Genomic DNA, 21569 nt, shown 5'->3' on the forward strand with positions numbered 1-21569 from the left:
GGTCAACCGGGAGGGTGCGATGATCAAGAAACTCTGCATGGCCCTGCTGCTGGCGGCGTTGCCGCTGGCCGCCCCGGCGGCGGATCTGCCGACGTTCCGGCTGGAGTTGAACGACGGCAAGCTGTCTGTCAACCGTATCGTGGTACCGGCCAATACCCGCTTCAAGATCGAAGTGATCAACAAGGGCAAGAGTCCGGCGGAATTCGAAAGCCTGCAGTTGCGCAAGGAAAAGGTGCTGGCACCGGGCGCCGAGAGCTTCGTGGTGTTTCAGTCGCTGTCGCCGGGCGAGTACCGCTTCTACGATGAGTTTCATCCTGCCGCGCAGGGTGTGATCGTGGCGAAGTAGCAGGAGAGCAATCATGGGACAGGTTCTGTTCATTGTCTGGCGCGAGAGTATCGAGGCCATGCTGGTTGTCGGCATTCTGAATGCCTGGTTGCGCAGCAATCCGGCTGCCGCTCGCGGCCGGGTGTTTCTTTGGGGCGGGGTGCTCGCCGGGCTGGCTCTGGCCGCTCTGCTGGCCTTTGGTCTGTTTGCCGCCAGCGAGGTATTTGCCGATAAGCAGGAGTTGTTTCAGCTGGCCATGGTCATGCTGGCGTCGGTGCTGATTGTCCAGATGGTGCTGTGGATGCGGCGCCATGGCCGAACCTTGAAGCGCGATATCGAGCAAGGGTTGTCGGCGCAGGCGGAACAGCAAAACTGGTGGGGCGTGCTGACGCTCGCTGCACTGGCCGTCGGGCGCGAGGGGAGTGAAACGGTGGTGTTTCTCTATGGCACCCTGTCCGCCGCGGATCATGCCACCCTGCTGAACCTGGTGCTGGCGGGCATGGCCGGTTTCCTGCTGGCGCTGGCCATGTACGCCGTGCTGCAACTGGGCAGCCGTGTGCTGTCCTGGCGGGTGTTTTTCCGCATTACCGAAGTCATGCTGCTGTTGCTGGCTGGCGCCCTGTTTGTCAGTGGTGTGGAAAAGATGATTTCCCTCGACTGGCTGCCGGCCTTGATGGACCCGGTCTGGGATAGTTCCCGTCTGCTCGACGACAGCAGTGCCCTGGGGGGCGTACTGGCGGCACTGACCGGTTATCGTGCCCATCCGGCCCTGACCAGTCTGCTGGGGTATGGCCTGTTCTGGCTGGCTGTCTGGGGGCTGATGCGCCAGCGCCTGTGGCGTCGCGCATGAGTCGGCAGCTCTGGATACGAAAGGCCGGCGACTGGCTGCGCGATCATGCGCAGCTGATTCGCTGGCTGCAATGGGGCGTGGTGCTGGTCTATGGCTTTCTGATCATCGTACCCGCCTGTCTGCCGCTGCCAACCGACAGTGCGCGCATGTTCAGCCATCTCACCGTATTTGCCCAGTTTGTGTTCTGGGGCATCTGGTGGCCTTTCGTTCTGCTGAGTATGGTGTTGTTCGGCCGTTTGTGGTGTGGCGTGCTTTGTCCCGAAGGGGCGCTGAGCGAGCTGGCCGCGAAACATGGTCTGGGTCGCCCCATTCCGCGCTGGATGCGCTGGGGGGGCTGGCCGTTTGTTGCCTTTGCCATGACCACCGTATATGGCCAGATGGTCAGTGTCTATCAATATCCCAAGGCGGTGCTGCTGGTGCTGGGTGGCTCGACGGTGGCTGCCGTGGCGATTGGCCTGGTATATACCCGCGGCAAGCGGGCCTGGTGCCGGCATCTCTGTCCGGTCAACGGCGTATTTTCCCTGCTGGCCAAACTGGCCCCCTGGCACTATCGCGTCGATGAACATGCCTGGAAAACTTCCGGCGTGATCCCGCTCAAGTCGGTCGACTGTGCGCCGCTGATGCCGCTGCGTCACATGCAGGGCGCCAGTGGTTGCCATATGTGCGGGCGTTGCAGCGGCCATCGCGAAGCGATTGCACTGTCTACCCGTCCCTGGGGCCATGAGGTGGTGGCGCTGGCTGACAAGGACAGCAGTGGCTGGCAAACCGCCCTGATCCTGTACGGTATGCTCGGCATTGCGATGGGGGCGTTTCAGTGGACCAACAGCGATGTCTTTGTGGCCATCAAACTCTGGCTGGCGGACTGGCTGGCACAGCACCAATGGCTCTGGGCGCTGGAGGATTCGGCACCCTGGTGGCTGTTGACGCACTATCCGGAGGTCAACGACAGCTTTACCTGGCTGGATGGCGGGGTTCTGATCGGCTATATCGCCGGTGTGGCCCTGCTGTATGGTACCGTGCTCGGCGGGCTGCTGGCGCTGTCCGTGCGGCTGGCAGGACCGTGGCAGACATCGCGTCTGCACCATCTGGCCCAGAGCCTGATTCCCCTGGCCGGCTGTAGCGTGTTTCTCGGCCTGTCGGCGCTGACCGTCACCCTGCTCAAGGTCGAAGGGGTCGCGCTGTGGTGGGTCATGCCCCTGCGTTTCGCCTTGCTGGGTCTGGCCAATCTGTGGTGTCTGCAGCTGGCCTGGCGCATTCTGGGCCGCTGGCAGGGCCGGGCTTTCGTCGCCGTGCTGCCGCTGCTGCCGGCTCTGGGCTGGATTGATGCTGCCTGGTGGCTGATGTGGCAATGAGCGCGCGCGGTGCGCTCAGGCCGCGACGTGGACCAGGGTCGGCTGCAGCACCCGCTGCAGGTCTGCCGGATGCATGCCGATCAGAAAGCCGCGCTTGCCGCCGTTGATATAGATGCGCGGCAGCTCGGCGATGCCGGCTTCCATATAGACCGGCATGGCATGTCGGGTGCCAAACGGGCTGGTGCCGCCCACCTGGTAGCCGCTGTGCCTGTCGGCCGTCTTTGGCTCGCAGGGACTGACCTTTTTGACCCCGATCTGTCGAGCCAGCATGCCGGTGCCGACCTCCCGGTCGCCGTGCATCAGCACGATCAGCGGTTTGTGCTGTTCATCTTCCATAACCAGCGTCTTGATGACGCAATGCTCGTCGACACCCAGCTCGCGCGCGGACACTTCGGTGCCGCCGCGATCTTCGTATTTGTACAAATGCTCGCTGTATTCGACCTTGTGCTCGCGCAACATGCGGATGGCCTGCGTGACCGGGGCTTTGCTCATGATGGGCTCTGGCTGAAGAAACCGGGCTATTTTACGTCAGAAACCTTCCCTTGCCAGCGCCGGCTCGCTGACCACAGAACACGCAGCCCGAGTAGACCTGCCAGGATGGCGGCGTACATCAGCGGCAGGCGAATATCGCGCTTCACCAGCCACCAGTAGTGTGTCACCCCCAGTATCGCCACGGCATAGACCAGCCGGTGCAGCATGCCCCAGCGCCGTTTCAGCCGCCGGATCCAGCCATCGGTGGAGGTGATGGCCAGCGGCAGCATCAGGACCAGCGCGGCGAAACCCACGGTGATGAAGGGGCGTTTGTAGATGTCGCCGGCGATGGCCTGGACGTCGAAGAACTTGTCGAAGACCAGATATACCGAAAAATGCAGCATGGCATAGAAGAAGGCAAACAAGCCCAACATGCGGCGAAAGCGCAGCAACCCGCCCGGGGCTCCCAGACGGCGCAGCGGGGTGATGGCCAGCGTCAGCAGCAGCATTCTCAGCGCCCAGTCGCCGCTGGCATGGGTCATGAAGGCTACGGGATCAACCGGATCGCCAAGCCCGACCTGCCAGATGCCGGCCAGCAGCGGCAGCAGGGCCAGGACGAAGAGTAGTCCCTTCAGCAAGGGGATCGGGGAGCGCTTGTTGACAGTCATCTGCATACGCTGTGATCAGAAGTTTTTCCGCAGGTCCATGCCCTGATAGAGCGAAGCCACCTGGGCACCATAACCGTTGAACATCAGCGTCGGGCGGCGCAGAAATTCACCGATGCGCCGTTCATTGGCCTGACTCCAGCGCGGATGATCCACCGTTGGATTGACGTTGGAGTAGAAGCCGTACTCGCTCGGCGCGGCCTGATGCCAGCTGGTTTGTGGCTGGGTGTCGGTCAGATGGATGCGCACAATGGCCTTGATGCTTTTGAAGCCATACTTCCATGGCACCACCAGGCGGATCGGTGCGCCATTCTGATTGGGCAGCACCTGGCCGTAGAGGCCGACCGCCAGCAGGGTGAGGGGATGCATGGCCTCGTCAATGCGTAGTCCTTCCCGATAGGGCCAGGTGAGCAGACCTTCTGCCATGCCGGGCATTTCCGAAGGCCGGTTCAGGGTTTCGAAAGCCACGTAGCGTGCCCGCGAGGTCAGTTTCATCTGCTTGAGCAATGCCGACAGTGGGAAACCGATCCAGGGAATCACCATCGACCAGCCCTCGACACAGCGATGACGGTAGATCCGCTCCTCCAGTGGCAGACGCAGCAATTCCTCGATGGCAAAGGTCCGAGGTTTCTCCACGGCACCATCAACCAGCACACTCCAGGGGCGGGTCTTGAGCACGCCGGCGTGCTCGGCCGGGTCGGTCTTGCTGCTGCCGAACTCGTAGTAATTGTTGTACTGGGTGATTTCCCGCAGGCTGTTGGGTTTGTCGTTGCCGGCCAGCAAACTCGGACCTTTCTTGAACGACAGGGCTGCGAAGGCACTGCTGGTCATCAACATCCCGGCGGCACCGGCCAGCATGAATTTGCGCCGGTCCAGATACAGCTGCTGTGGTGTGATGTCGGACGGTGCAATGTCATCTGGCTGGCGGATCAGCATGTGGGTCTCCCGAGTCGGCCGGATTGAAGGGGCTTGGCATTGGTCGGGCGAAACCCGCCAATCTGACACTAGTCCGGAAAAAAAAGACGCGCCAGCAGATTTCAGCCGGCTTGAATGGTCTTGCTCGTCAGACATCGCTGCATCAGCGTCTCTTGACTGGCTTGTGGGTCAAGTCTGGCCTGTTCTGCCATGCAGAAGCCGATCGACAGGTCATGAAAAGGGCGCATGCCGGACGGCATGGCTGAGGGGAGGCTGGTGGCGAGCAACAGCGTGATGGCAGGCAACATGAAATGGCTCCGGTGAAAAAGCAAGCAGACTAATCCGGTAATGTCGCGCAGACATGATGGAGCCTGATGAAAGGTGCGTCTGCCGATCAGCTTTGTTGCCCAGAGGCCGACCAGGGCTGGCCGATGGCACTGCCTTGTGGTCCCAGGCGGGCCAGGCGATCGGCAATGGCCTGCATGCCCGACCAGCGCGGCGCACACCACTCCGGCGCGATCAGCGTCGGAAACTGTGCCGTGGCCGAGACCCGGTGATAGACCACCTGCGGCGGCGTGTGACGGATCAGGTCAGCCGCCAGGTCGGCATATTCGGCCAGCGGCAATGGCGCAATCTCTTCGCGACGGTATTGCGCTGCCATGCGGCTGCCCTTGACCACCATCAGCGGATGCAGCTTGAGACCTTCCACCCCGAGCGCCAGCACCTGCTGCAGCGTATCGTGCATCATCGCCGGGGTTTCCCCCGGCAGACCCACGATCAGGTGGGTACACAGATTCAGGCCGCGCGCGTGACTGCGCGCGACGGCATCGCGATAGGCGGCCATGCCATGGCCACGGTTGATGGCGGCCAGCGTCTGGTCATGGGCACTTTGCAGGCCCAGCTCCAGCCAGACTTCCAGCCCTTGCTCCCGATAGCCGGCCAGCAGATCGAGGACGGCATCCGGCACACAGTCCGGGCGGGTGCCGACACACAGACCGACAATGTCCGCCTGGGCGAGTGCTTCTTCATACGAGCGGCGCAGGGTTTCCACTTCGGCATAGGTGCTGGTATAGGCCTGAAAATAGGCCAGATAGCGTCGTGCGCGATCGGTTTTCTCTTTTTCGCGCCCGATTTGCTCGCTGATCGACAGTTGATCGGCCGCCCGTCCGAAACTGCGGACATTGCAGAAGGTGCAGCCTCCCTTGCCCAGGGTGCCATCGCGGTTGGGGCAGGTGAAGTCTCCCGCCAGCGACAGTTTGTGGACCCGTTCGCCGAAGCGGGTTTTCAGGTATTGGCCGAAAGTATGCACAAAACGGGAGATATCCATGGCACAACCAGTCAGGGGGTGATGATACGCGTCAGGCTGAGCACGACCAGGATGGCCGAGCTGGCCAGCAGTGCCCAGGCAATGGTGCGGAACAGCTGATGAAGCGCCTGGCGCTGAGCCGGACTCAACAGGGCGCGCAGCAGCACGGTGGCCAGACCGGCGAGCAGCAGCAGGTTGAAGAGTCGTCCAAGCATGAGGGGCACCAAGGCAATGAGGTGCGATTATCGGTGTCGGACAACGCTCGCGCAAGTCGCTCATATCGTTATAAACTCTTTTGGAATATGCCTTGACGCCGACAATAACCAAACAGAGGGCCTGTGTATTCATGTCCAATACTGAACAATCAGTCGGCATTGTTTCTGCACAATGTGCAGAGTTTGCTACCCCGCTGGATCTGGCCTGCGGCGCCACGCTGCCGGCCTATCAGCTCATGTACGAGACCTATGGCGAGCTCAATGCCGCCAAAAGTAACGCGGTCTTGATTTGCCATGCCCTGTCCGGGCACCACCATGTCGCCGGTCACTATGCCGGCGAAGAAAAGTCCACGGGCTGGTGGGACAATATGGTCGGGCCGGGCAAGCCGATCGATACCCGACGGTTTTTTGTCGTCGGGGTCAACAATCTCGGTGGGTGTCATGGCAGCACCGGACCGTTGAGCCAGAATCCGCAGACCGGTCGGCCCTGGGGCTCTGGCTTTCCGCTGATGACGGTGCCGGATTGGGTGCGGGCTCAGGCGCGGCTGGCGGATCGTCTGGGGATTGATCGCTGGGCGGCGGTGATTGGCGGCAGTCTGGGCGGCATGCAGGCGTTGCAGTGGAGCATCGATTTCCCCGAGCGGGTCGGGCATGCGCTGGTGATCGCCTCTGCCCCCAAGTTGTCGGCGCAAAATATTGCTTTCAACGATGTCGCCCGCCAGGCCATCCTGACCGATCCGGAATTCCACGGCGGAGATTTCTATGCCCACGGCGTGGTGCCGCGGCGTGGTCTGCGACTGGCGCGCATGCTCGGGCATATTACCTATCTGTCCGATGATGGCATGGGGGCCAAATTCGGCCGCATGTTGCGTTCCGGAGAGTTCCGCTTCGGCTATGAGGTCGAGTTCGAGATCGAGTCCTATCTGCGCTATCAGGGGGACAAGTTTTCGGATCTGTTTGATGCCAACACCTATCTGCTGATGACCAAGGCGCTGGATTATTTTGATCCGGCCAAGGCGTACGGCGATGATCTGGTGGCCGCCTTGCGGCAAGCCAAAGCCGGCTTCCTGATTGCCAGCTTTACCTCCGACTGGCGTTTTTCGCCCTTGCGTTCGCGTGAACTGGTGCGGGCTCTGGTCGCTGCCGACCGGCCGGTGGCCTATGGCGAGATCGAGTCGACGCATGGTCATGATGCGTTTCTGATGCTCGATCCGCCCTATGTGCGGCTGATGCACAGTTATCTTGATCGGGTGGCGACGGAGGTGGGGGCATGAAGATGAGCGGGAATGAAACCTTGCGTCCTGATTTGCAACTGATCGCCGACTGGGTGCGGCCCGGTGCGCGGGTGCTGGATCTGGGGTGCGGAGACGGGGCCTTGTTGTCCTGGCTGCAACAGCACAAGCAGGTGCGTGGCTATGGAGTGGAAATTGATGTCGAAAATGTGGTGCGCTGCGTCTCGGCCGGGGTATCCGCCATGCAGGGGGATCTGGAAACCGGTCTGGCAGATTTTGCCGATGGCAGTTTCGATCTGGTGATCCTGTCGCAGACCATCCAGGCCATGCATCATACCGAAGAGATTTTGTGTGAAATGCTGCGGGTCGGGCGCGAGGCGATCGTGACCTTTCCCAACTTCGGTTATTGGCAGAACCGCTGGCAGATCTTCATGGGACATATGCCGGTGTCTGATACCATCCCGTTTCAGTGGTATGACACGCCGAACATTCACTGGTGCATGCTGGGCGATTTCGAGAGCCTCTGTGCCAAGCACCAGATCCGCATTCTGGAGCGGGTGGTCATGGATGGCCAGCGACGTGTCCGTTTTCTTCCTAACCTGTTGGGCAGTCTGGCGTTCTATCGCATAGGCTTGTAGCCCGTTTGAAGGACGTGTTGGTGCACTCCGAAACTGAAACCGTCAGCTTGCGGCGCGACATCTTTTCGCGCCCGATGCTGACTTGCGTGCTGACCGGGTTTTCTTCCGGCTTGCCCCTGTATGTGCTGATCAATCTGGTGCCGGCGTGGTTGCGCAGCGATGGCGTCAACCTGAAGGCCATCGGCCTGTTTGCCCTGATCCAGCTGCCGTTTACCTGGAAGTTTCTCTGGTCGCCGCTGCTGGATCGCTTTGTACCGCCTTTCCTGGGGCGCCGCCGTGGCTGGATGCTGCTCAGTCAGTTGCTGCTTCTGGCCAGTATTGGTGCTTTCGGCTTCTTTGACCCGCACGGACAGCTGTGGGCGATTGCGGCGCTGGCCCTGATCGTGTCGTTCTTTTCTGCCAGTCAGGACATCGTGCTGGATGCCTTCCGGCGTGAAATTCTCAGCAATCGCGAGCTGGGGCTGGGCAATACCATTCACATCAATGCTTATCGGCTGGCCAGCCTGATTCCCGGTTCGCTGGCCCTGGTACTGGCCGATCACCTGCCCTGGCAGAGTGTGTTCTGGATCACGGCCCTGTTCATGTTGCCCGGCATGTTCCTGTCCTTCTGGGCTCAGGAGCCGGCGCTGGTGCACGGTATGCCGAAAACCCTGCGTGCAGCGGTCGTCGAGCCGTTTCAGGAGTTTATCCATCGCGCCGGCTGGCGTTCGGCGCTGACCATCTTGCTGTTCATTTTTCTCTACAAGCTGGGCGACAGCATGGCGACCTCGCTGGCAACACCTTTCTATCTCGACATGGGCTTCAGCAAGTCGGAGATCGGACTGGTGGCGAAGAATGCCGGCTTGTGGCCGAGCGTCATTGGTGGTCTGATCGGCGGGGTGTGGATGCTCAAGCTGGGCATCAACCGCGCGCTCTGGGTATTTGGTGTGGTGCAGTGGCTGTCGATCCTGGGGTTTGCCTTGCTGGCCTCGTATGGCCACTTCAGCCATGTCGGCTCGCCGGAGCTCTGGAAACTGGCCGGCGTGATCGGCTTTGAAGCGCTGGGGGTCGGGCTCGGTACGGCGGCCTTTGTGGCCTATATCGCCCGTTGCACCGATCCGGCCTATACGGCCACCCAGTTTGCCCTGTTTACCAGTCTGGCTGCTGTGCCGCGCACCCTGGCCAATGCGGCGACCGGCTATCTGGTCGACGCAACGGGCTGGATGCCGTTTTTTCTGCTGTGCTTTCTGCTGGCGCTGCCGGGCATGCTGATGCTGCCGCGCGTCGCGCCCTGGCGGGAGAGCAACTGAATCGGGAGTGAACGATGTCTGCTGAATCGATTGTGCTGGAAGTGTGTGCCGGATCGCTGTATTCCTGCCTGGCCGCTCAGGCCGGGGGCGCATCGCGGGTAGAGTTGTGCGACAACCTGAATGAAGGGGGGACCACGCCGTCTTACGGTACGCTTTCCCTGGCGCGTGAGCAGTTGACGATCGGCCTGAACGTCATGATCCGCCCGCGTGGCGGGGATTTTCTCTACGATGCGGCAGAAATCGAAGTGATGCGGCGTGACATCGAGCAATGCAAGCGGCTTGGGGTAGATGGCATCGTGCTGGGCGCCCTGACCGCCGACGGCGAGGTCGATGTGCCCCTGGTGTCCGAGCTGGTCGCGCTGGCGGCACCTTTGCCGGTGACGTTTCACCGTGCTTTTGACCTGACGCGTGATCCGCTGCAGGCACTGGAGCAGGTGATCAGTACCGGATGTCGGCGCCTGTTGACCTCGGGGCAGGCGGCAACGGCGTTTCTGGGCGGCGAGCTGCTGCGTGATCTGCGTATTGCCGCCGGCGAGCGCCTGATCGTGATGCCGGGCAGCGGGGTGCGGGCAGATAATGTGGCCGGCCTGATGCGCCTGACCGGTTGCCGGGAATTCCATGCTTCGGCGCGCTTGCCGCTGGCCAGCGCCATGCAGTACCGCAAGGACGGTCTGGCCATGGGGGCTGCCGGCACCGATGAGTATGCGCGCGAAGAAACCTCGACCGAGCAGGTCGAAGCCATTCTGCAGGCGGCACAGCTGGCCTGACGCTCGATATTACCTCTGGCGCTGCCTATAAAGAGAGCTCAGGACGTGGCTGTACCGGCCGCGTCGCGCCGTGGCAGGGAGCCTCATGCAAGCGCCGGATATTCCTTTCGATGATGCGGAGCGGTTGATCGAGCTGCATGCCCTCAGCCTGCTGGACACCGCGCAGGAAGAGCGCTTCGATTGCATCACCCGTCTGGCACAGCAGCATTTCCAGGTGGAGATGGCGCTGGTTTCACTCGTCGACAGCGACCGGCTGTGGTTCAAGTCCAGGCAGGGGATAGAGACCTGCCAGATCCCCCGTGACATTTCCTTTTGTGGCCATGCCATCCTCCAGGACGATGTCTTCGTGGTGGAGGATGCCTTCCGGGATCCGCGTTTTGCCGACAACCCGCTGGTCAGCGGTTTTCCCCATCTCCGGTTCTATGCAGGTTGTCCCCTTGTCGCTCATCATGGCTTCCGGGTTGGCACCCTGTGTCTTCTCGATACTCGCCCTCGCACCCTGAGTCAGGGGGAGGCGGCCGTGCTGCGCGACTTGGGCGCCCTGGCCAGCCGTGAGCTGGTGGTCATGGCCGAAGAGGATGCGCTGCGCCGTCTGCAGCGCAGCGAGACCCGTCTCAATGCAGTGCTGAACAATCTGCTCGATGCCGTGCTGACCATGTCCAGCGACGGTCGTATCCTCAGCCTGAATGCGGCGGGTGAACGCATGTTCGGTACGCTCGGCAAGGATCTGCTGGGGCAGTCTTTTCTGACGCTGCTGGCCTCTCCGCGGGTGAATCGGCCGGATCTTTCGCAGCAGGTCGATCTGTCCGAGTCGTTTGCCGGGGTGGCTGGTTCGGCGTTCGAAGGGCAGGGGCGCCAGGCCGATGGCAGTACCTTTCCGCTGGAGCTGAAGTTTGCGCCGATGGCGCTGGAGGGCGGGCCGGGACTGGTGTGCATTGCGCGCGACATTTCCGAGCAGAGCAATACCCGCGAACTGATGCGGCTGGCCAAGGAGCTGGCCGAGACGGCCAGCAAGGCCAAGAGCGAGTTCGTGGCCAATATGAGCCATGAGATCCGCACACCGCTCAATGCCATCCTCGGCATGACTCAACTGCTGGCCAATACCCGTCTTGATGCCGGACAGAAGCAGTATCTGGAGATGATTCGTAATTCAGGCGAATCGTTGCTGGGCATCATCAATGACATCCTGGATTTTTCCAAAATCGAGGCGGGTCGCATGGAGCTGGCGCCGCAGGACTTTGCCCTGGAAGAGGTGCTCAGCGCGGTGGCGTCGATCATGACGGTCAATGCCGGACCGAAGACGCTGGATCTGGCCATCGGGATCGAGCCAGGGGTGCCGTTGTGGCTGCATGGTGATGCCTTGCGACTGCAGCAGGTGCTGGTCAACCTGACTGGCAATGCCATCAAGTTCACCGAAAGGGGAGAGGTCTCGCTCTTCGTCGGGCTGGTGGGCAAAACCCCGCATGAGGCCTGGCTGATTTTCCGGGTGCGCGATACCGGCACCGGCATGAGCCTGGCACAGCAGTCCCGTCTGTTCGCCGAATTCAGTCAGGGGGATGCCTCGACCACGCGACGCTATGGTGGCACCGGGCTGGGGCTGGCGATTTGCAAGCGCCTGGTCGGGTTGATGGGGGGGCACATCGAGGTCAGGAGTCAGCCGGATGCGGGCAGTGAATTTTGCGTCAGCCTGCCTTTTCATCTGCCTTCGTCCGGGGCGCCAGTTTCTGCCATGCCTGCCGGGCGCATGCTGGTGGTGGACGAGCATCCGACCGGCCGCGAGTATCTCTGCCAGACCTTGCGCGCCTGGGGGGGCGAGGTCGATGCCGCCGGCACACTGACCGAGGCCATGGCCAAGTGTCGGGTAGCCCGTCCTGCCTATGCACTGGTTCTGGTCGATGCCCGCCAGGATGATCCGGATGCGCTGGCGGCCATCCAGCGTTTACGGCAACTGTTGTCTGGTGTGCCGACGCGACTGATGCTGATGGTCGGCGCCTTTGATCATGAAGCGCTGCGCCAGCGCGAGCTCGGACAGCTGGCCGATGCCGTGTTGATTAAACCGGTGACGGGCGGCAGTCTGCTCGACGCCCTGCAGGGGGTCGCGGCAGAGACCGTGCAGGGCGATGCACCCCGCCCGTTGTTGGGCAGGCATCTGTTGTTGGTCGAAGATAATCCGCTCAACCAGTTGGTGGCGCGCGGCATGCTGGAGCAGGCCGGTGCCACGCTGGAGGTGGCCGATCACGGCCAGCAGGCGCTGGCCTTGTTGCAGCAGGATGCCGCGCGTTTTCATCTGGTGCTGATGGATGTGCAGATGCCGGTGCTGGACGGTTTGTCAGCGACGCGCCAGATCCGCGAGTTGCTGCGCCTGACGCTGCCGGTGATTGCCATGAGTGCCGGTGTGACGGCCGATGAACAGCAAGCCTGCCGTGCGGCCGGCATGAACGACTTCGTGGCCAAACCGATCCATGCCGGTAACCTGCTGACCTGTCTTGCCAGGTATTTGCCTTTGGCCGCGCAGCAGGACCTGTCTTCTGCGCCAGTGCCGCAGACCTTACCTGTGTTTGATCTGCAGACCTTGTTGTCGGTGGGACAGGATAATCCGGTGTATCGCCAGTCCTTGCATGGGCTGATCAGTCAGACACTGGCCAGTGCCGAGGCGCAATTCGACGAGGCGCAGCAGGCGTGGCAACAGGGGCGGCTGCCGGATGCCGGACGCATTCTGCATACTCTGCGTGGTTCGCTGGGGACGCTGGGTGCGCAGGATTTCGGCCGCTGTTCGCTGGCCCTGGAGAAAGTGCTGCGCGGCAGTGAGGAGGGTGATGTCGCCCATCTGTTTGCCGAGGCCGGCGCCTCACTCGCCCAGACCCTGCTGTACGGACGACAGTGGCTGGCCCGGCAGTCTTCTTGCTGAGTCCATGAAAAACGCCCTGCATGCAGGGCGTTTTATCGTATCGGTACCGGAGAGTGGCTTAGCGCGGGCCGATCTTGCCGGTGACCGGGTCCTTGCCATCCAGCGTGGTCAGGGCACCGTAGTATTCCGGACGACGGTCGCGGAATACACCCCAGGCGCGGCGCTTGGCAGCCAGGGCGGCCAGGTCGAACGAGGCGGTCAGGATTTCCTGCTGGTCGGCCGAGGCTTCAGCGATCAGTTCGCCTTCCGGACCGGCAATGAAGGAACGGCCATGGAAGGTGTTGGCCCAGTACTTGCCGTGCTCCATGCCGATACGGTTGGAGGCGATGACCGGGATCAGGTTGGCCGCGGCGTGGCCACGTTGCACCATTTGCCAGTGGTCGGCCGATTGCAGGCTGTTGTCGTGCGGCTCGGTGCCGATGGCCGTCGGGAACAGCAGGATTTCAGCACCGCCGAGGGCGAAGGCACGCGCGGTTTCCGGGAACCACTGGTCCCAGCAGACCCCCAGACCGATGCGCGCGTAGCGGGTTTGCCATACCGGGAAGCCGGTGTCGCCCGGCGAGAAGTAGTATTTTTCGGTGTAGCCGGGGCCGTCCGGGATGTGCATTTTGCGGTACACGCCGAGCAGGCTGCCGTCGGCATCGATGATGGCGACCGAGTTGAATTGGGTCTGACCGGCGCGCTCGAAGAAGCTGACGGGCAATACCACGTCCAGTTCGCGTGCCAGCGCCTGGAAGCGGGGCAGCCAGCTGTGACCTTGCAGCGGTTGTGCCAGATTGTTGTAGCGTGCTTCCTGATCGATGCAGAAGTACAGAGTCTCAAACAACTCTTGCAGCAGAATGATTTGAGCCCCTTGACTCGCCGCCTGACGGACCATGGCCTCGGCATTGGCCAGGTTAGTCGAGCTGTCGGGCGTGCACGCCATCTGGGTGGCTGCAACGGTGATTGTGCGCATAGATCATCTCCGGAAAATGCAAAAAATCCCGCCGTGACCGCCTTGCGGTGCCGGTGGGTTGCCATGAAGCCTGTTCAATCTCAAATGTACGAAAGTGTTACTCGCCAGCGAGTTTCAGTGCAATGCCCGCCAGTCGTTTTCCTTGCGCCAAAGCAAGGATTTTTTCTTCTTCTGTCAATGCTGCGTCATTTTTAATGCCAGATACATGGGTGGCGCCATACGGGGTGCCGCCACTGGTGGTCTGGCTGAGCTCGGCGTGGGTAAAGGGCAAACCGACCCAAACCATGCCATGGTGCATCAATGGCAGCACCATCGACAGCAAGGTACTTTCCTGTCCGCCATGCATGGATGCCGAACTGGTGAACACGCAGGCCGGCTTGCCGGCCAGGGCGCCACGCAGCCATTCGCCACTGCTGCCATCCAGGAAATACTTCAGGGCAGCCGCCATATTGCCGAAGCGTGTCGGACTGCCCAGCGCCAGACCGATGCATTCGTTGAGGTCTGCCAGCTCAACATAGGGCGCGCCGCTGTCAGGCACCGATGGTTCGCTGGCTTCGCAAACGGTCGAGACCCTGGGGACCGTGCGTAGTCGTGCCCGGCAACCGGGAACCGACTCCACCCCTCGTGCAATCTGCTGCGCCAGTGCGCGTGTCGCGCCATACTGGCTGTAATACAGAACGAGAATATCCTGCATGGGTTTTTTAGTGATGTAAACGCGAATTTTATATTATCCCATCACAACGACATTCAGAAAATATGAAGGGCTTGCCGTACAGGCGATTTCTGTCGGGAAATACGCGGATTCACAGGACCCTTAACAAATGCTGACTTGTTGACAGAGGGCTTTATCAGTAAGGTGCGCGCATGAAAATGAATTCTCTCGCCAGAACACACTGGGCCAGCTTCGGCCGTTTTCTGCTGCGCCGCATGGGGGACAACCGCCTGATGCAGGTGGCCGGCAGCCTGACCTTTACTACCATGCTGGCCCTGGTGCCGCTGCTGACCATTGCGCTGATCGTGATTTCGGCGCTGCCGATGTTTGCGGATTACAGTACGCGCTTCAAGGTGATGTTGCTGACGACCTTGATGCCGGAATTCGCCGGCAAGATTCTGACTGTTTACATGCGTCAGTTTGCCGATAATGCGGAAAAACTGACGGCTGTGGGCATCCTGATGCTGGCGGTGACATCGCTGATGCTGATGGCAACGATTGAGCGAACTTTCAATGCTATCTGGGGGGTCGTGCGTTCCCGGCACTGGCTGCAGCAGACCGTGGTGTACTGGGGCATGCTGACCCTGGGGCCAGTGGTGCTGGGCGGCGGCCTGTTGCTGTGGCACAACCTGCTGCGTGCCTCGCATCTCAAACACTCTGCACCGTTGCTGGCCGATCTGATTCAGTCGGTCGGTGCCATCGGTCTGACGACCATGGCCCTGTCGCTGTTGTATCGGGTGGTGCCCAACCGCCATGTCCCAGCCAACCATGCCTATGGCGGCGCGCTGCTGACAGCACTGTTGCTGGAGGTGGCCAAGCTGTGCTTCGGCTTCTACATCGATTCGATTGCGTCCTACAAGCTGGTGTATGGCGCCTTTGCCAGTATTCCGATTGTCCTGTTGTGGGTGTATTGCATGTGGCTGGTGGTGCTGATCGGTGCCGTGTTCACCTGTGCCCTGTCCTACTGGCAGGGCGCGGCCTGGCGTCGTCGGCTTAATCCGCGCCGGCGTCTGCTCGATGCCTTGCAGCTATTGCTGGTCTTGCAGCGGGCGCATGAGCAGGGTCTGGCGCTGTCGCCTGCCGACTTGCGTCGCGAAGTGCCGGTGGGTTATGACGAGCTGGGCTGGATTCTGGATCAGCTGGCCTTGCGAGGCTGGGTCCAGCAGGGCAGTGATCGGCGCTGGGTCCTGATGCGCGCGCTGGCGACGATCACCATGGCGGACCTGGTGCAGGTCTTTGTCTATCCGGGGGGGCATCGCCGGCGCGAGGATGTGCTGGAGCGCAGCTTCGACGGCCTGATGGACCCGCTGCTGCATCGTCTGGATGGTGTCAGTGTGGCGCAGTTTGCCGAGAGTCTGCCGCAGGTTCAGATCGGCCAGGGGGGCTGAGTCAGGCCAGTCCGAGTGGCAGCTCCCCCTGTTGGTCGCTGCCGTCGACGGCCTCTTGCGGGATGCAGATCCGGTTGCGTCCGAGTGCCTTGGCCTGGTAGAGCAGCCGGTCGGCTCTGGCCAGCATGCTGTCCAGATTATCCTGTTCATTCATCAGTGCAATGCCGATGCTGACATGGAAGCGAATGGCCCGGCCCTCATGGGCCAGCTCGGCCTGGGCCACGTGCTGACGCAGTCTTTCGGCAATGATCCTGGCATCTTCCAGCGTGGTGTCCGGCAGCAGCGCCGCAAATTCTTCCCCGCCGAGACGACCGACAATGTCGGAGGTGCGCAGCGAGCGCAGGCATAGCCGGCTGAAGACGCTCAGAACCCGATCGCCGACGGCGTGGCCGTAATGGTCATTGATCGCCTTGAAATGATCCAGATCCATCATCATGACCGCGACCTGGCGCTGGTAGCGTCTGGCCTGGTTCAGGTGGCGTTCCGCCGAATCAATAAAGTGGCGTCGGTTGAATAACTGTGTCAGACCATCCTGGGTGGCCAGCCGATAGAGCTGGGCTTCGTGCAGGTTGCGCTGCAGGGCGATGGCGGCGATGTGCGAACAGCGATAAATCAGTCGCAATTCGACGGGAGACGGGCTGCGCGCTTCCTGATAATAGATGGCGAGTGTGCCCAGCAATTGGTGGTCGGCGGTAAAGATCGGTGTGGACCAGCAGGCCCGAAGTCCGAGCTGGCAGGCGAGAGGCCCCAGCGACTCCCACAGCGGGCTCTGTGTCAGATCATTGACAATGATGCTGCGTTTCCAGAACGCCGCGGCGCCACAGGCCGCGACCTCCGGCCCGATGGGCAGTTTTTCCAGTTGTTCGGCGTAGGCGGGGGGCAGCGATGGACCGGCCGCCAGTGACAACGTGTGTCCCCCTTCATCCAGCGTCATGATTGCGCCCATGCATCGTGGCAGCTGCGACTCGATCATGCGGCAGATGCTGTACATGATCTGATTGACTTGCCGGCTGTCGGCAATCATCTCCAGAACGGCATTTTCCTCGGTCAGCAATCGTTTTGCCTGGCTGGCCTCGGTAATGTCGCGGGCCATGCACAGGATCGAGGTGACCTGCTGATCGCTGTTCAGCTCGGGGAAGCAGCGTGTGTCGAAGACCCGCGGTGCGCCGCCGAGGGTGGCATGCAGTTCGAGATGCTGTTCCCGGCCCAGCGCCAGCGCCCTGCCGATGGCCTGCTGTAACGGAATGGCCAGCGTGGCAGGGAGTCGCTCGTCCTTCAGGGTCAGGCCGATCAGGGCATCCCGGTGGCAGCCGAGATAGTGGCTGATGCGGTGATTGATGTAAGTGCACTGCCGCAGCGGGTTGAAACGGGCAATGATATCGGAGGCATTTTCGATGATGGCGCGAAAGCCGCTCTCACCGATGGTGAGGGCCATGGGGGGGGCCAGGGGGTCGTCAGCCAGGGGGCTGACGAAACTTGGTTCGGTCACTCCAGACTCCGGTCTGTCGTTAGTCGTCCATCGGCACAGTCTACTATTTCCGATAGTAAGGTGCGCCGGATTAAAAAGAGCGTGCGTCGTATTTGTGCAACATTTAAAGTGGTAAGTTATTCAATTCCTCTGCGCTTGATGTCATGGACTATTTCCCGCTTTTTCTCAAGCTGCAGGCCCGCCCCTGTCTGGTCGTCGGTGGTGGCGAAGTCGCTTTGCGCAAGGTGCGGCTTTTGCTGCAGGCCGGCGCAAAGGTCACCGTGGTGGCGCCAACGCTGATCCAGGGGTTGTCGGCGCTGGCCGGGCAGGCCGCTGTGCATCATCTGGCTACCGTCTTTTCCCCGTCCCATCTGACCGGCATGCGTCTGGTCATTGCGGCAACCGGTGTGCCCGCAGTGGATGTCGCGGTGGCGGCCGCCGCCGAGGCCGCGGATATCTGGGTCAATGTGGTCGATGACATCGAGCATTCGGCCTGTATCACGCCATCGATCATTGATCGCTCGCCGCTGGTGATTGCCCTGTCAACCGGCGGCGGTGCACCGGTGCTGGCGCGCATGTTGCGTGAACGGCTGGAAAGCCTGATTCCGGCAGGCTGGGGTCGGGTGGCGCAGTTCGCCCGTGCCATGCGCCAGCGGGTTGCCGAGCGGATTCCGGACGGGGATGCTCGGCGTGCTTTCTGGGAGTCGGTGCTGCAGGGGCCGATTGCCGAAGATCTGGTGGCCGGCAATCTGGAGCGGGCGGACAGTCTGATGGCGCAGCGGCTGGCCAATGCCGAGGGGGTGCCCAGAGGGGCGGTGTATCTGGTGGGGGCCGGCCCTGGCAACCCGGATTTGCTGACGTTCCGTGCCTTGCATCTGATGCAGCAGGCGGATGTGGTGCTCTACGACAAGCTGGTTGCAGAGGCGCTGCTCAACTGGGTGCGACGCGATGCCGAGCGCATCTTCGTTGGTAAAACCCGTGCCAATCACACGCTGAGTCAGGAGGAAATCAACCTGCTGATGGTTCGTCTGGCGCAACAGGGCAAGCGGGTGCTGCGTTTGAAGGGGGGTGACCCTTTCATCTTTGGCCGGGGCGGCGAAGAGATTGAAACGCTGGCGCAGCATGGCATTGCTTTTGAGGTGGTACCGGGGGTGACCGCGGCGAGCGGGGCCGCCAGTTATGCGGGGATCCCGCTGACCCACCGTGACTATGCGCAATCGGTGACGTTTGTTACCGGGCACCGGCAGGATGGCAGTATCGATCTTGACTGGCCGATGTTGAGTCGTCCGGGGCAGACGGTGGTGGTCTACATGGGGGTGTCGACAGCCGAGGCGCTGTGCCAGGCGTTCATTCGCCATGGCCGCTCGCCGGCGTGCCCGGTGGCGGTGGTGGAGCGGGCGACCACGCTGGATCAGCGGGTCGTGGTTTCGACCTTGTCGGCTTTGCCGGAGAAGATTGCCGCGCTGGACATTCGTTCGCCTTCGCTGATCATTGTCGGCGAAGTTGTACAACTGGCGGGCAAACTGGGCTGGTTCGATCCCCGGCAAGCCCCCGACCCTGCTACAATCGGCGATAGTTCCCGGGAAACTTTCTGAAACGGTTTGCCGGATGCATCCTGACTGATCGACTCACGACATATTATGGTTGGCATATTACTGATAACACACGGCAATCTCGGTGAGGTTCTGGCCGAGGATGCCTATCACATCCTGGGGCGTACCTGGGAAAACCTGAAGACGCTGTCGGTCGACAAGTCTGATGACCCTGACGTCAAACTGGCTGTGGCGCGCACACTGGTTCAGTCGCTGGACGATGGTTCCGGCGTGCTGGTGTTGTCCGACATGCTGGGCGGCACGCCCTCGAACATTGCCAGCCGTTTGATCCATGCCGGCAAGGTGGAGGCGGTCGCGGGGGTCAACCTGCCCATGCTGGTCCGGGCGGTGAGCTACAGTCAGCAGCCGCTGGACGTCGTGGTCAGCAAGGCGGTGACCGGCGGTCTGGAAGGGGTGGTGTACATTATTCCGGGGGAGGGGAATGGTTAAATCCGAGGTCGAAATCATCAATAAGCTTGGTCTGCATGCGCGCGCCTCCAGCAAATTTACCCAGCTGGCCAGCCGCTTCCAGAGCGAGATTTTCATTTCCCGCAACAATCGCCGTGTCAACGGGAAAAGCATCATGGGCGTGATGATGCTGGCCGCGGCCAAGGGCAGTACGGTTGAGCTCGAGGTTAACGGCAGTGATGAAGAGGCGGCGCTGGCGGCGCTGGTGGGCTTGATCAACAACCGGTTCGACGAGTCGGAATAGTTTCGGACGCATTCTCGGGAGGGTCGGGTCAATGAGCATCATCCTGCACGGAGTGGCGATTGGTGGCGGCGTGGCGATCGGCCGGGCCCACCTGATATCGCGCAGCATGGACGATGTTGCCCACTATTCGCTGGATGAAGACGAGGTTCCGGCGGAGATCGCCCGTTTCGACGAGGCGATCCGGGCCACGCGCAAAGAGCTGGAAATGCTGTGGGGCACCATCCCCGAAAATGCGCCGGCCGAGCTGGGGGCCTTCCTGTCCCTGCACATCATGTTGTTGGGCGATGTCACCATCTCGCGCGAGCCGCGCGAGATCATTTCTGCGCAAAAGTGCAATGCAGAATGGGCACTGAAACTGCAAAGCGACATGCTGGTCGAGCAGTTCGAAGCCATCGAAGAAGATTATCTGCGTGAGCGCAAGCATGATGTGCTGCAGGTGATCGAGCGGATTTTCAAGAATCTGGACGGCACGGATCCGCAGTTGCCGGCCGCGGGGGATCTGGTCGAAGACGCCATTCTGGTGGCGCATGACCTTTCCCCGGCCGACATGGTGTACTTCAAGGAGTCCGAATTTGCCGCCTTCATCACGGATGTCGGCGGCGCCACTTCCCATACGGCCATTCTCGGCCGCAGTCTTGACCTGCCCTCGGTGATCGCTCTGCATCATTCGCGTGAACTGATCCGCGAAGATGAACTGGTGATCGTGGATGGTCAGCAGGGTGTGGTGATCATCAATCCCGACGAGATCGTGCTGGCACAGTATCGCCGCCGTTTGCGTGCCTGGCGCGATGCCCGCCGCAAGCTGTCGTCGATCCGCAAGGCCAGTGCCCAGACCGAGGACGGGACGCCGATTGATCTGCTGGCCAATATCGAAGGGCCGCAGGATATCGAGGATGTGCGTGCCTGTGCCGCCGCCGGTGTCGGTTTGTTTCGCAGCGAGTTTCTGTTTCTCGGGCGCGACAGTCTGCCGTCGGAAGACGAACAGTATGAAGCGTACCGCACGGTCCTGGAGCAGATGAAAGATCTGCCGGTCACCATCCGCACCATGGATCTGGGAGCCGACAAGAGTCCGCGCTGGCTGAATCATGGCGTGGCCGAGAACCCCGCGCTGGGCCTGACCGGCATCCGTCTGTGTCTGGCCGAGCCGCTGATGTTCCGCGTGCAGTTGCGCGCCCTGCTGCGTGCCTCGGTGCACGGCAAGTTGCGCGTGATGTTTCCGATGGTCAATTCCCTGCAGGAGCTGCGACAGGCCCTGGCGCAGGTCGATTACGCGCGCGAGGAGTTGCGGGAAGAGGGACAACCCTACGCCGAGTCGGTCGAATTCGGCGCCATGATTGAAATTCCATCGGCAGCGCTGGTGGTGAGCAGCTTCCTCAAGCACATCGATTTTCTGTCCATCGGGACCAACGACCTGATTCAGTACACCCTTGCGATTGATCGCAACGATGATGCCGTCAGCCATTTGTATGATCCGGTGCATCCGGCCGTGCTGCAGCTCATTCTGCATACCATCAAGGTCGGCACCCGGGGCGGCGTGCCGGTGTCGGTGTGCGGCGAGATGGCGGGTGATCCGCGTCTGACGCGTCTGTTGCTCGGCATGGGGTTGCGTAAATTTTCCATGCATCCGGCCAATGTGCTGGCAGTGAAGCAGCAGGTACTCAATACGCATCTGGACAAGATCGCCCAATTGACAAGTCGCATGCTTCGAACCGAAGACCCTGATAGAATTGCGGATCTTTTACAGCAGCTGAATGCCGATTCGATCGGCTGAGAGCCAATTGTCTGAACCAACTGAATTGACTGATCCTT

General features: G+C 61.5%; 22 protein-coding genes. 13 read left to right on the top strand and 9 right to left on the bottom strand.

Annotated elements, in window-relative coordinates:
• Nucleotides 1-19: 19 nt before the first annotated feature.
• Genes AACH39_RS13395 through AACH39_RS13405 form a run of 3 tightly spaced genes read left to right on the top strand, consistent with a single transcriptional unit; the run spans nucleotide 20 to nucleotide 2527 of the window.
• Nucleotides 20-346 (top strand): cupredoxin domain-containing protein, encoded by a 327-nt coding sequence (locus AACH39_RS13395; protein WP_215778772.1) that lies wholly within the window; start codon nucleotides 20-22, stop codon nucleotides 344-346.
• A gap of 13 nt (nucleotides 347-359) precedes the next feature.
• Nucleotides 360-1175: an FTR1 family protein gene (locus tag AACH39_RS13400; protein ID WP_215778770.1), complete on the top strand. Its 816-nt coding sequence runs from the start codon at nucleotides 360-362 to the stop codon at nucleotides 1173-1175.
• Nucleotides 1172-2527, top strand: a complete 1356-nt coding sequence (locus tag AACH39_RS13405; protein WP_215778766.1) for a 4Fe-4S binding protein — start codon at nucleotides 1172-1174, stop codon at nucleotides 2525-2527. The genes AACH39_RS13400 and AACH39_RS13405 overlap by 4 nt, the downstream gene beginning before the upstream one ends.
• 15 nt (nucleotides 2528-2542) lie before the next feature.
• Here the strand turns inward: AACH39_RS13405 and ybaK are convergent, their stop codons facing one another.
• The 6 genes from ybaK to AACH39_RS13435 form a co-directional block, all read right to left on the bottom strand.
• Nucleotides 2543-3019, bottom strand: a complete 477-nt coding sequence (gene ybaK / locus AACH39_RS13410) for a Cys-tRNA(Pro) deacylase (protein ID WP_215778763.1) — start codon at nucleotides 3017-3019, stop codon at nucleotides 2543-2545.
• Between the two features lie 26 nt (nucleotides 3020-3045).
• Nucleotides 3046-3672 (bottom strand): protein-methionine-sulfoxide reductase heme-binding subunit MsrQ, encoded by a 627-nt coding sequence (locus tag AACH39_RS13415; RefSeq protein ID WP_215778761.1) that lies wholly within the window; start codon nucleotides 3670-3672, stop codon nucleotides 3046-3048.
• Nucleotides 3673-3681: 9 nt separating this feature from the next.
• On the bottom strand, nucleotides 3682-4599 hold the full coding sequence (gene msrP / locus AACH39_RS13420) for a protein-methionine-sulfoxide reductase catalytic subunit MsrP (protein WP_215778759.1): 918 nt from the start codon (nucleotides 4597-4599) through the stop codon (nucleotides 3682-3684).
• A gap of 101 nt (nucleotides 4600-4700) precedes the next feature.
• Nucleotides 4701-4886, bottom strand: coding sequence for a hypothetical protein (locus AACH39_RS13425; RefSeq protein ID WP_215778757.1), 186 nt, complete (start codon nucleotides 4884-4886; stop codon nucleotides 4701-4703).
• Nucleotides 4887-4972: 86 nt separating this feature from the next.
• Complete coding sequence (locus tag AACH39_RS13430) at nucleotides 4973-5905, bottom strand: TIGR01212 family radical SAM protein (RefSeq protein ID WP_338620346.1); 933 nt, start codon at nucleotides 5903-5905, stop codon at nucleotides 4973-4975.
• Nucleotides 5906-5916: 11 nt separating this feature from the next.
• Nucleotides 5917-6099: a hypothetical protein gene (locus AACH39_RS13435; protein ID WP_215778752.1), complete on the bottom strand. Its 183-nt coding sequence runs from the start codon at nucleotides 6097-6099 to the stop codon at nucleotides 5917-5919.
• Nucleotides 6100-6230: 131 nt separating this feature from the next.
• Between AACH39_RS13435 and AACH39_RS13440 the strand changes: the two genes are divergently transcribed.
• The 5 genes from AACH39_RS13440 to AACH39_RS13460 all read left to right on the top strand — a co-directional run bounded on the left by AACH39_RS13440 (nucleotide 6231) and on the right by AACH39_RS13460 (nucleotide 12933).
• Nucleotides 6231-7373 (top strand): homoserine O-acetyltransferase, encoded by a 1143-nt coding sequence (locus AACH39_RS13440; protein WP_215778750.1) that lies wholly within the window; start codon nucleotides 6231-6233, stop codon nucleotides 7371-7373.
• 2 nt (nucleotides 7374-7375) lie between these two features.
• A complete protein-coding gene (gene metW / locus AACH39_RS13445) occupies nucleotides 7376-7969 on the top strand; it encodes a methionine biosynthesis protein MetW (RefSeq protein ID WP_215782742.1) in 594 nt (197 codons plus the stop codon).
• A 74-nt stretch (nucleotides 7970-8043) separates the two neighbouring features.
• Nucleotides 8044-9258 (top strand): AmpG family muropeptide MFS transporter, encoded by a 1215-nt coding sequence (locus AACH39_RS13450; protein WP_215782741.1) that lies wholly within the window; start codon nucleotides 8044-8046, stop codon nucleotides 9256-9258.
• A gap of 14 nt (nucleotides 9259-9272) precedes the next feature.
• Nucleotides 9273-10025: a copper homeostasis protein CutC gene (locus AACH39_RS13455; RefSeq protein WP_215778747.1), complete on the top strand. Its 753-nt coding sequence runs from the start codon at nucleotides 9273-9275 to the stop codon at nucleotides 10023-10025.
• An 85-nt stretch (nucleotides 10026-10110) separates the two neighbouring features.
• Nucleotides 10111-12933, top strand: coding sequence for a response regulator (locus AACH39_RS13460; RefSeq protein ID WP_338620348.1), 2823 nt, complete (start codon nucleotides 10111-10113; stop codon nucleotides 12931-12933).
• 58 nt (nucleotides 12934-12991) lie between these two features.
• Here the strand turns inward: AACH39_RS13460 and aguB are convergent, their stop codons facing one another.
• Nucleotides 12992-13888, bottom strand: a complete 897-nt coding sequence (gene aguB, locus AACH39_RS13465; RefSeq protein ID WP_215778743.1) for an N-carbamoylputrescine amidase — start codon at nucleotides 13886-13888, stop codon at nucleotides 12992-12994.
• Nucleotides 13889-13985: 97 nt separating this feature from the next.
• On the bottom strand, nucleotides 13986-14597 hold the full coding sequence (gene wrbA, locus AACH39_RS13470) for an NAD(P)H:quinone oxidoreductase (RefSeq protein ID WP_215782740.1): 612 nt from the start codon (nucleotides 14595-14597) through the stop codon (nucleotides 13986-13988).
• A 155-nt stretch (nucleotides 14598-14752) separates the two neighbouring features.
• Here wrbA and AACH39_RS13475 point away from each other — a divergent pair, with 155 nt between their 5' ends.
• Nucleotides 14753-15988, top strand: a complete 1236-nt coding sequence (locus tag AACH39_RS13475; RefSeq protein ID WP_252346105.1) for a YihY family inner membrane protein — start codon at nucleotides 14753-14755, stop codon at nucleotides 15986-15988.
• Nucleotide 15989: 1 nt separating this feature from the next.
• On the opposite strand, the gene AACH39_RS13480 is transcribed toward AACH39_RS13475, so the two are convergent.
• The gene (locus AACH39_RS13480; protein ID WP_338620351.1) at nucleotides 15990-17477 is read right to left on the bottom strand and encodes a diguanylate cyclase; all 1488 of its coding nucleotides are present in this window, start codon (nucleotides 17475-17477) and stop codon (nucleotides 15990-15992) included.
• Between the two features lie 143 nt (nucleotides 17478-17620).
• Here AACH39_RS13480 and cysG point away from each other — a divergent pair, with 143 nt between their 5' ends.
• Genes cysG through ptsP form a run of 4 tightly spaced genes read left to right on the top strand, consistent with a single transcriptional unit; the run spans nucleotide 17621 to nucleotide 21531 of the window.
• The gene (cysG, locus tag AACH39_RS13485; RefSeq protein ID WP_215778739.1) at nucleotides 17621-19051 is read left to right on the top strand and encodes a siroheme synthase CysG; all 1431 of its coding nucleotides are present in this window, start codon (nucleotides 17621-17623) and stop codon (nucleotides 19049-19051) included.
• 45 nt (nucleotides 19052-19096) lie between these two features.
• Nucleotides 19097-19498 (top strand): PTS fructose transporter subunit IIA, encoded by a 402-nt coding sequence (locus tag AACH39_RS13490; RefSeq protein ID WP_215778737.1) that lies wholly within the window; start codon nucleotides 19097-19099, stop codon nucleotides 19496-19498.
• Nucleotides 19491-19760 carry an HPr family phosphocarrier protein gene (locus tag AACH39_RS13495; RefSeq protein ID WP_215778734.1) on the top strand — a complete coding sequence of 90 codons (270 nt, stop codon included), beginning with the start codon at nucleotides 19491-19493 and terminating at the stop codon, nucleotides 19758-19760. The genes AACH39_RS13490 and AACH39_RS13495 overlap by 8 nt, the downstream gene beginning before the upstream one ends.
• A 31-nt stretch (nucleotides 19761-19791) precedes the next feature.
• Nucleotides 19792-21531 (top strand): phosphoenolpyruvate--protein phosphotransferase, encoded by a 1740-nt coding sequence (ptsP, locus tag AACH39_RS13500; RefSeq protein WP_215778732.1) that lies wholly within the window; start codon nucleotides 19792-19794, stop codon nucleotides 21529-21531.
• Nucleotides 21532-21569 lie beyond the last annotated feature (38 nt).

This window comes from Paludibacterium flexuosum, assembly GCF_037076605.1.
In the GTDB taxonomy this organism is placed as follows: Bacteria; Pseudomonadota; Gammaproteobacteria; order Burkholderiales; family Chromobacteriaceae; genus Paludibacterium.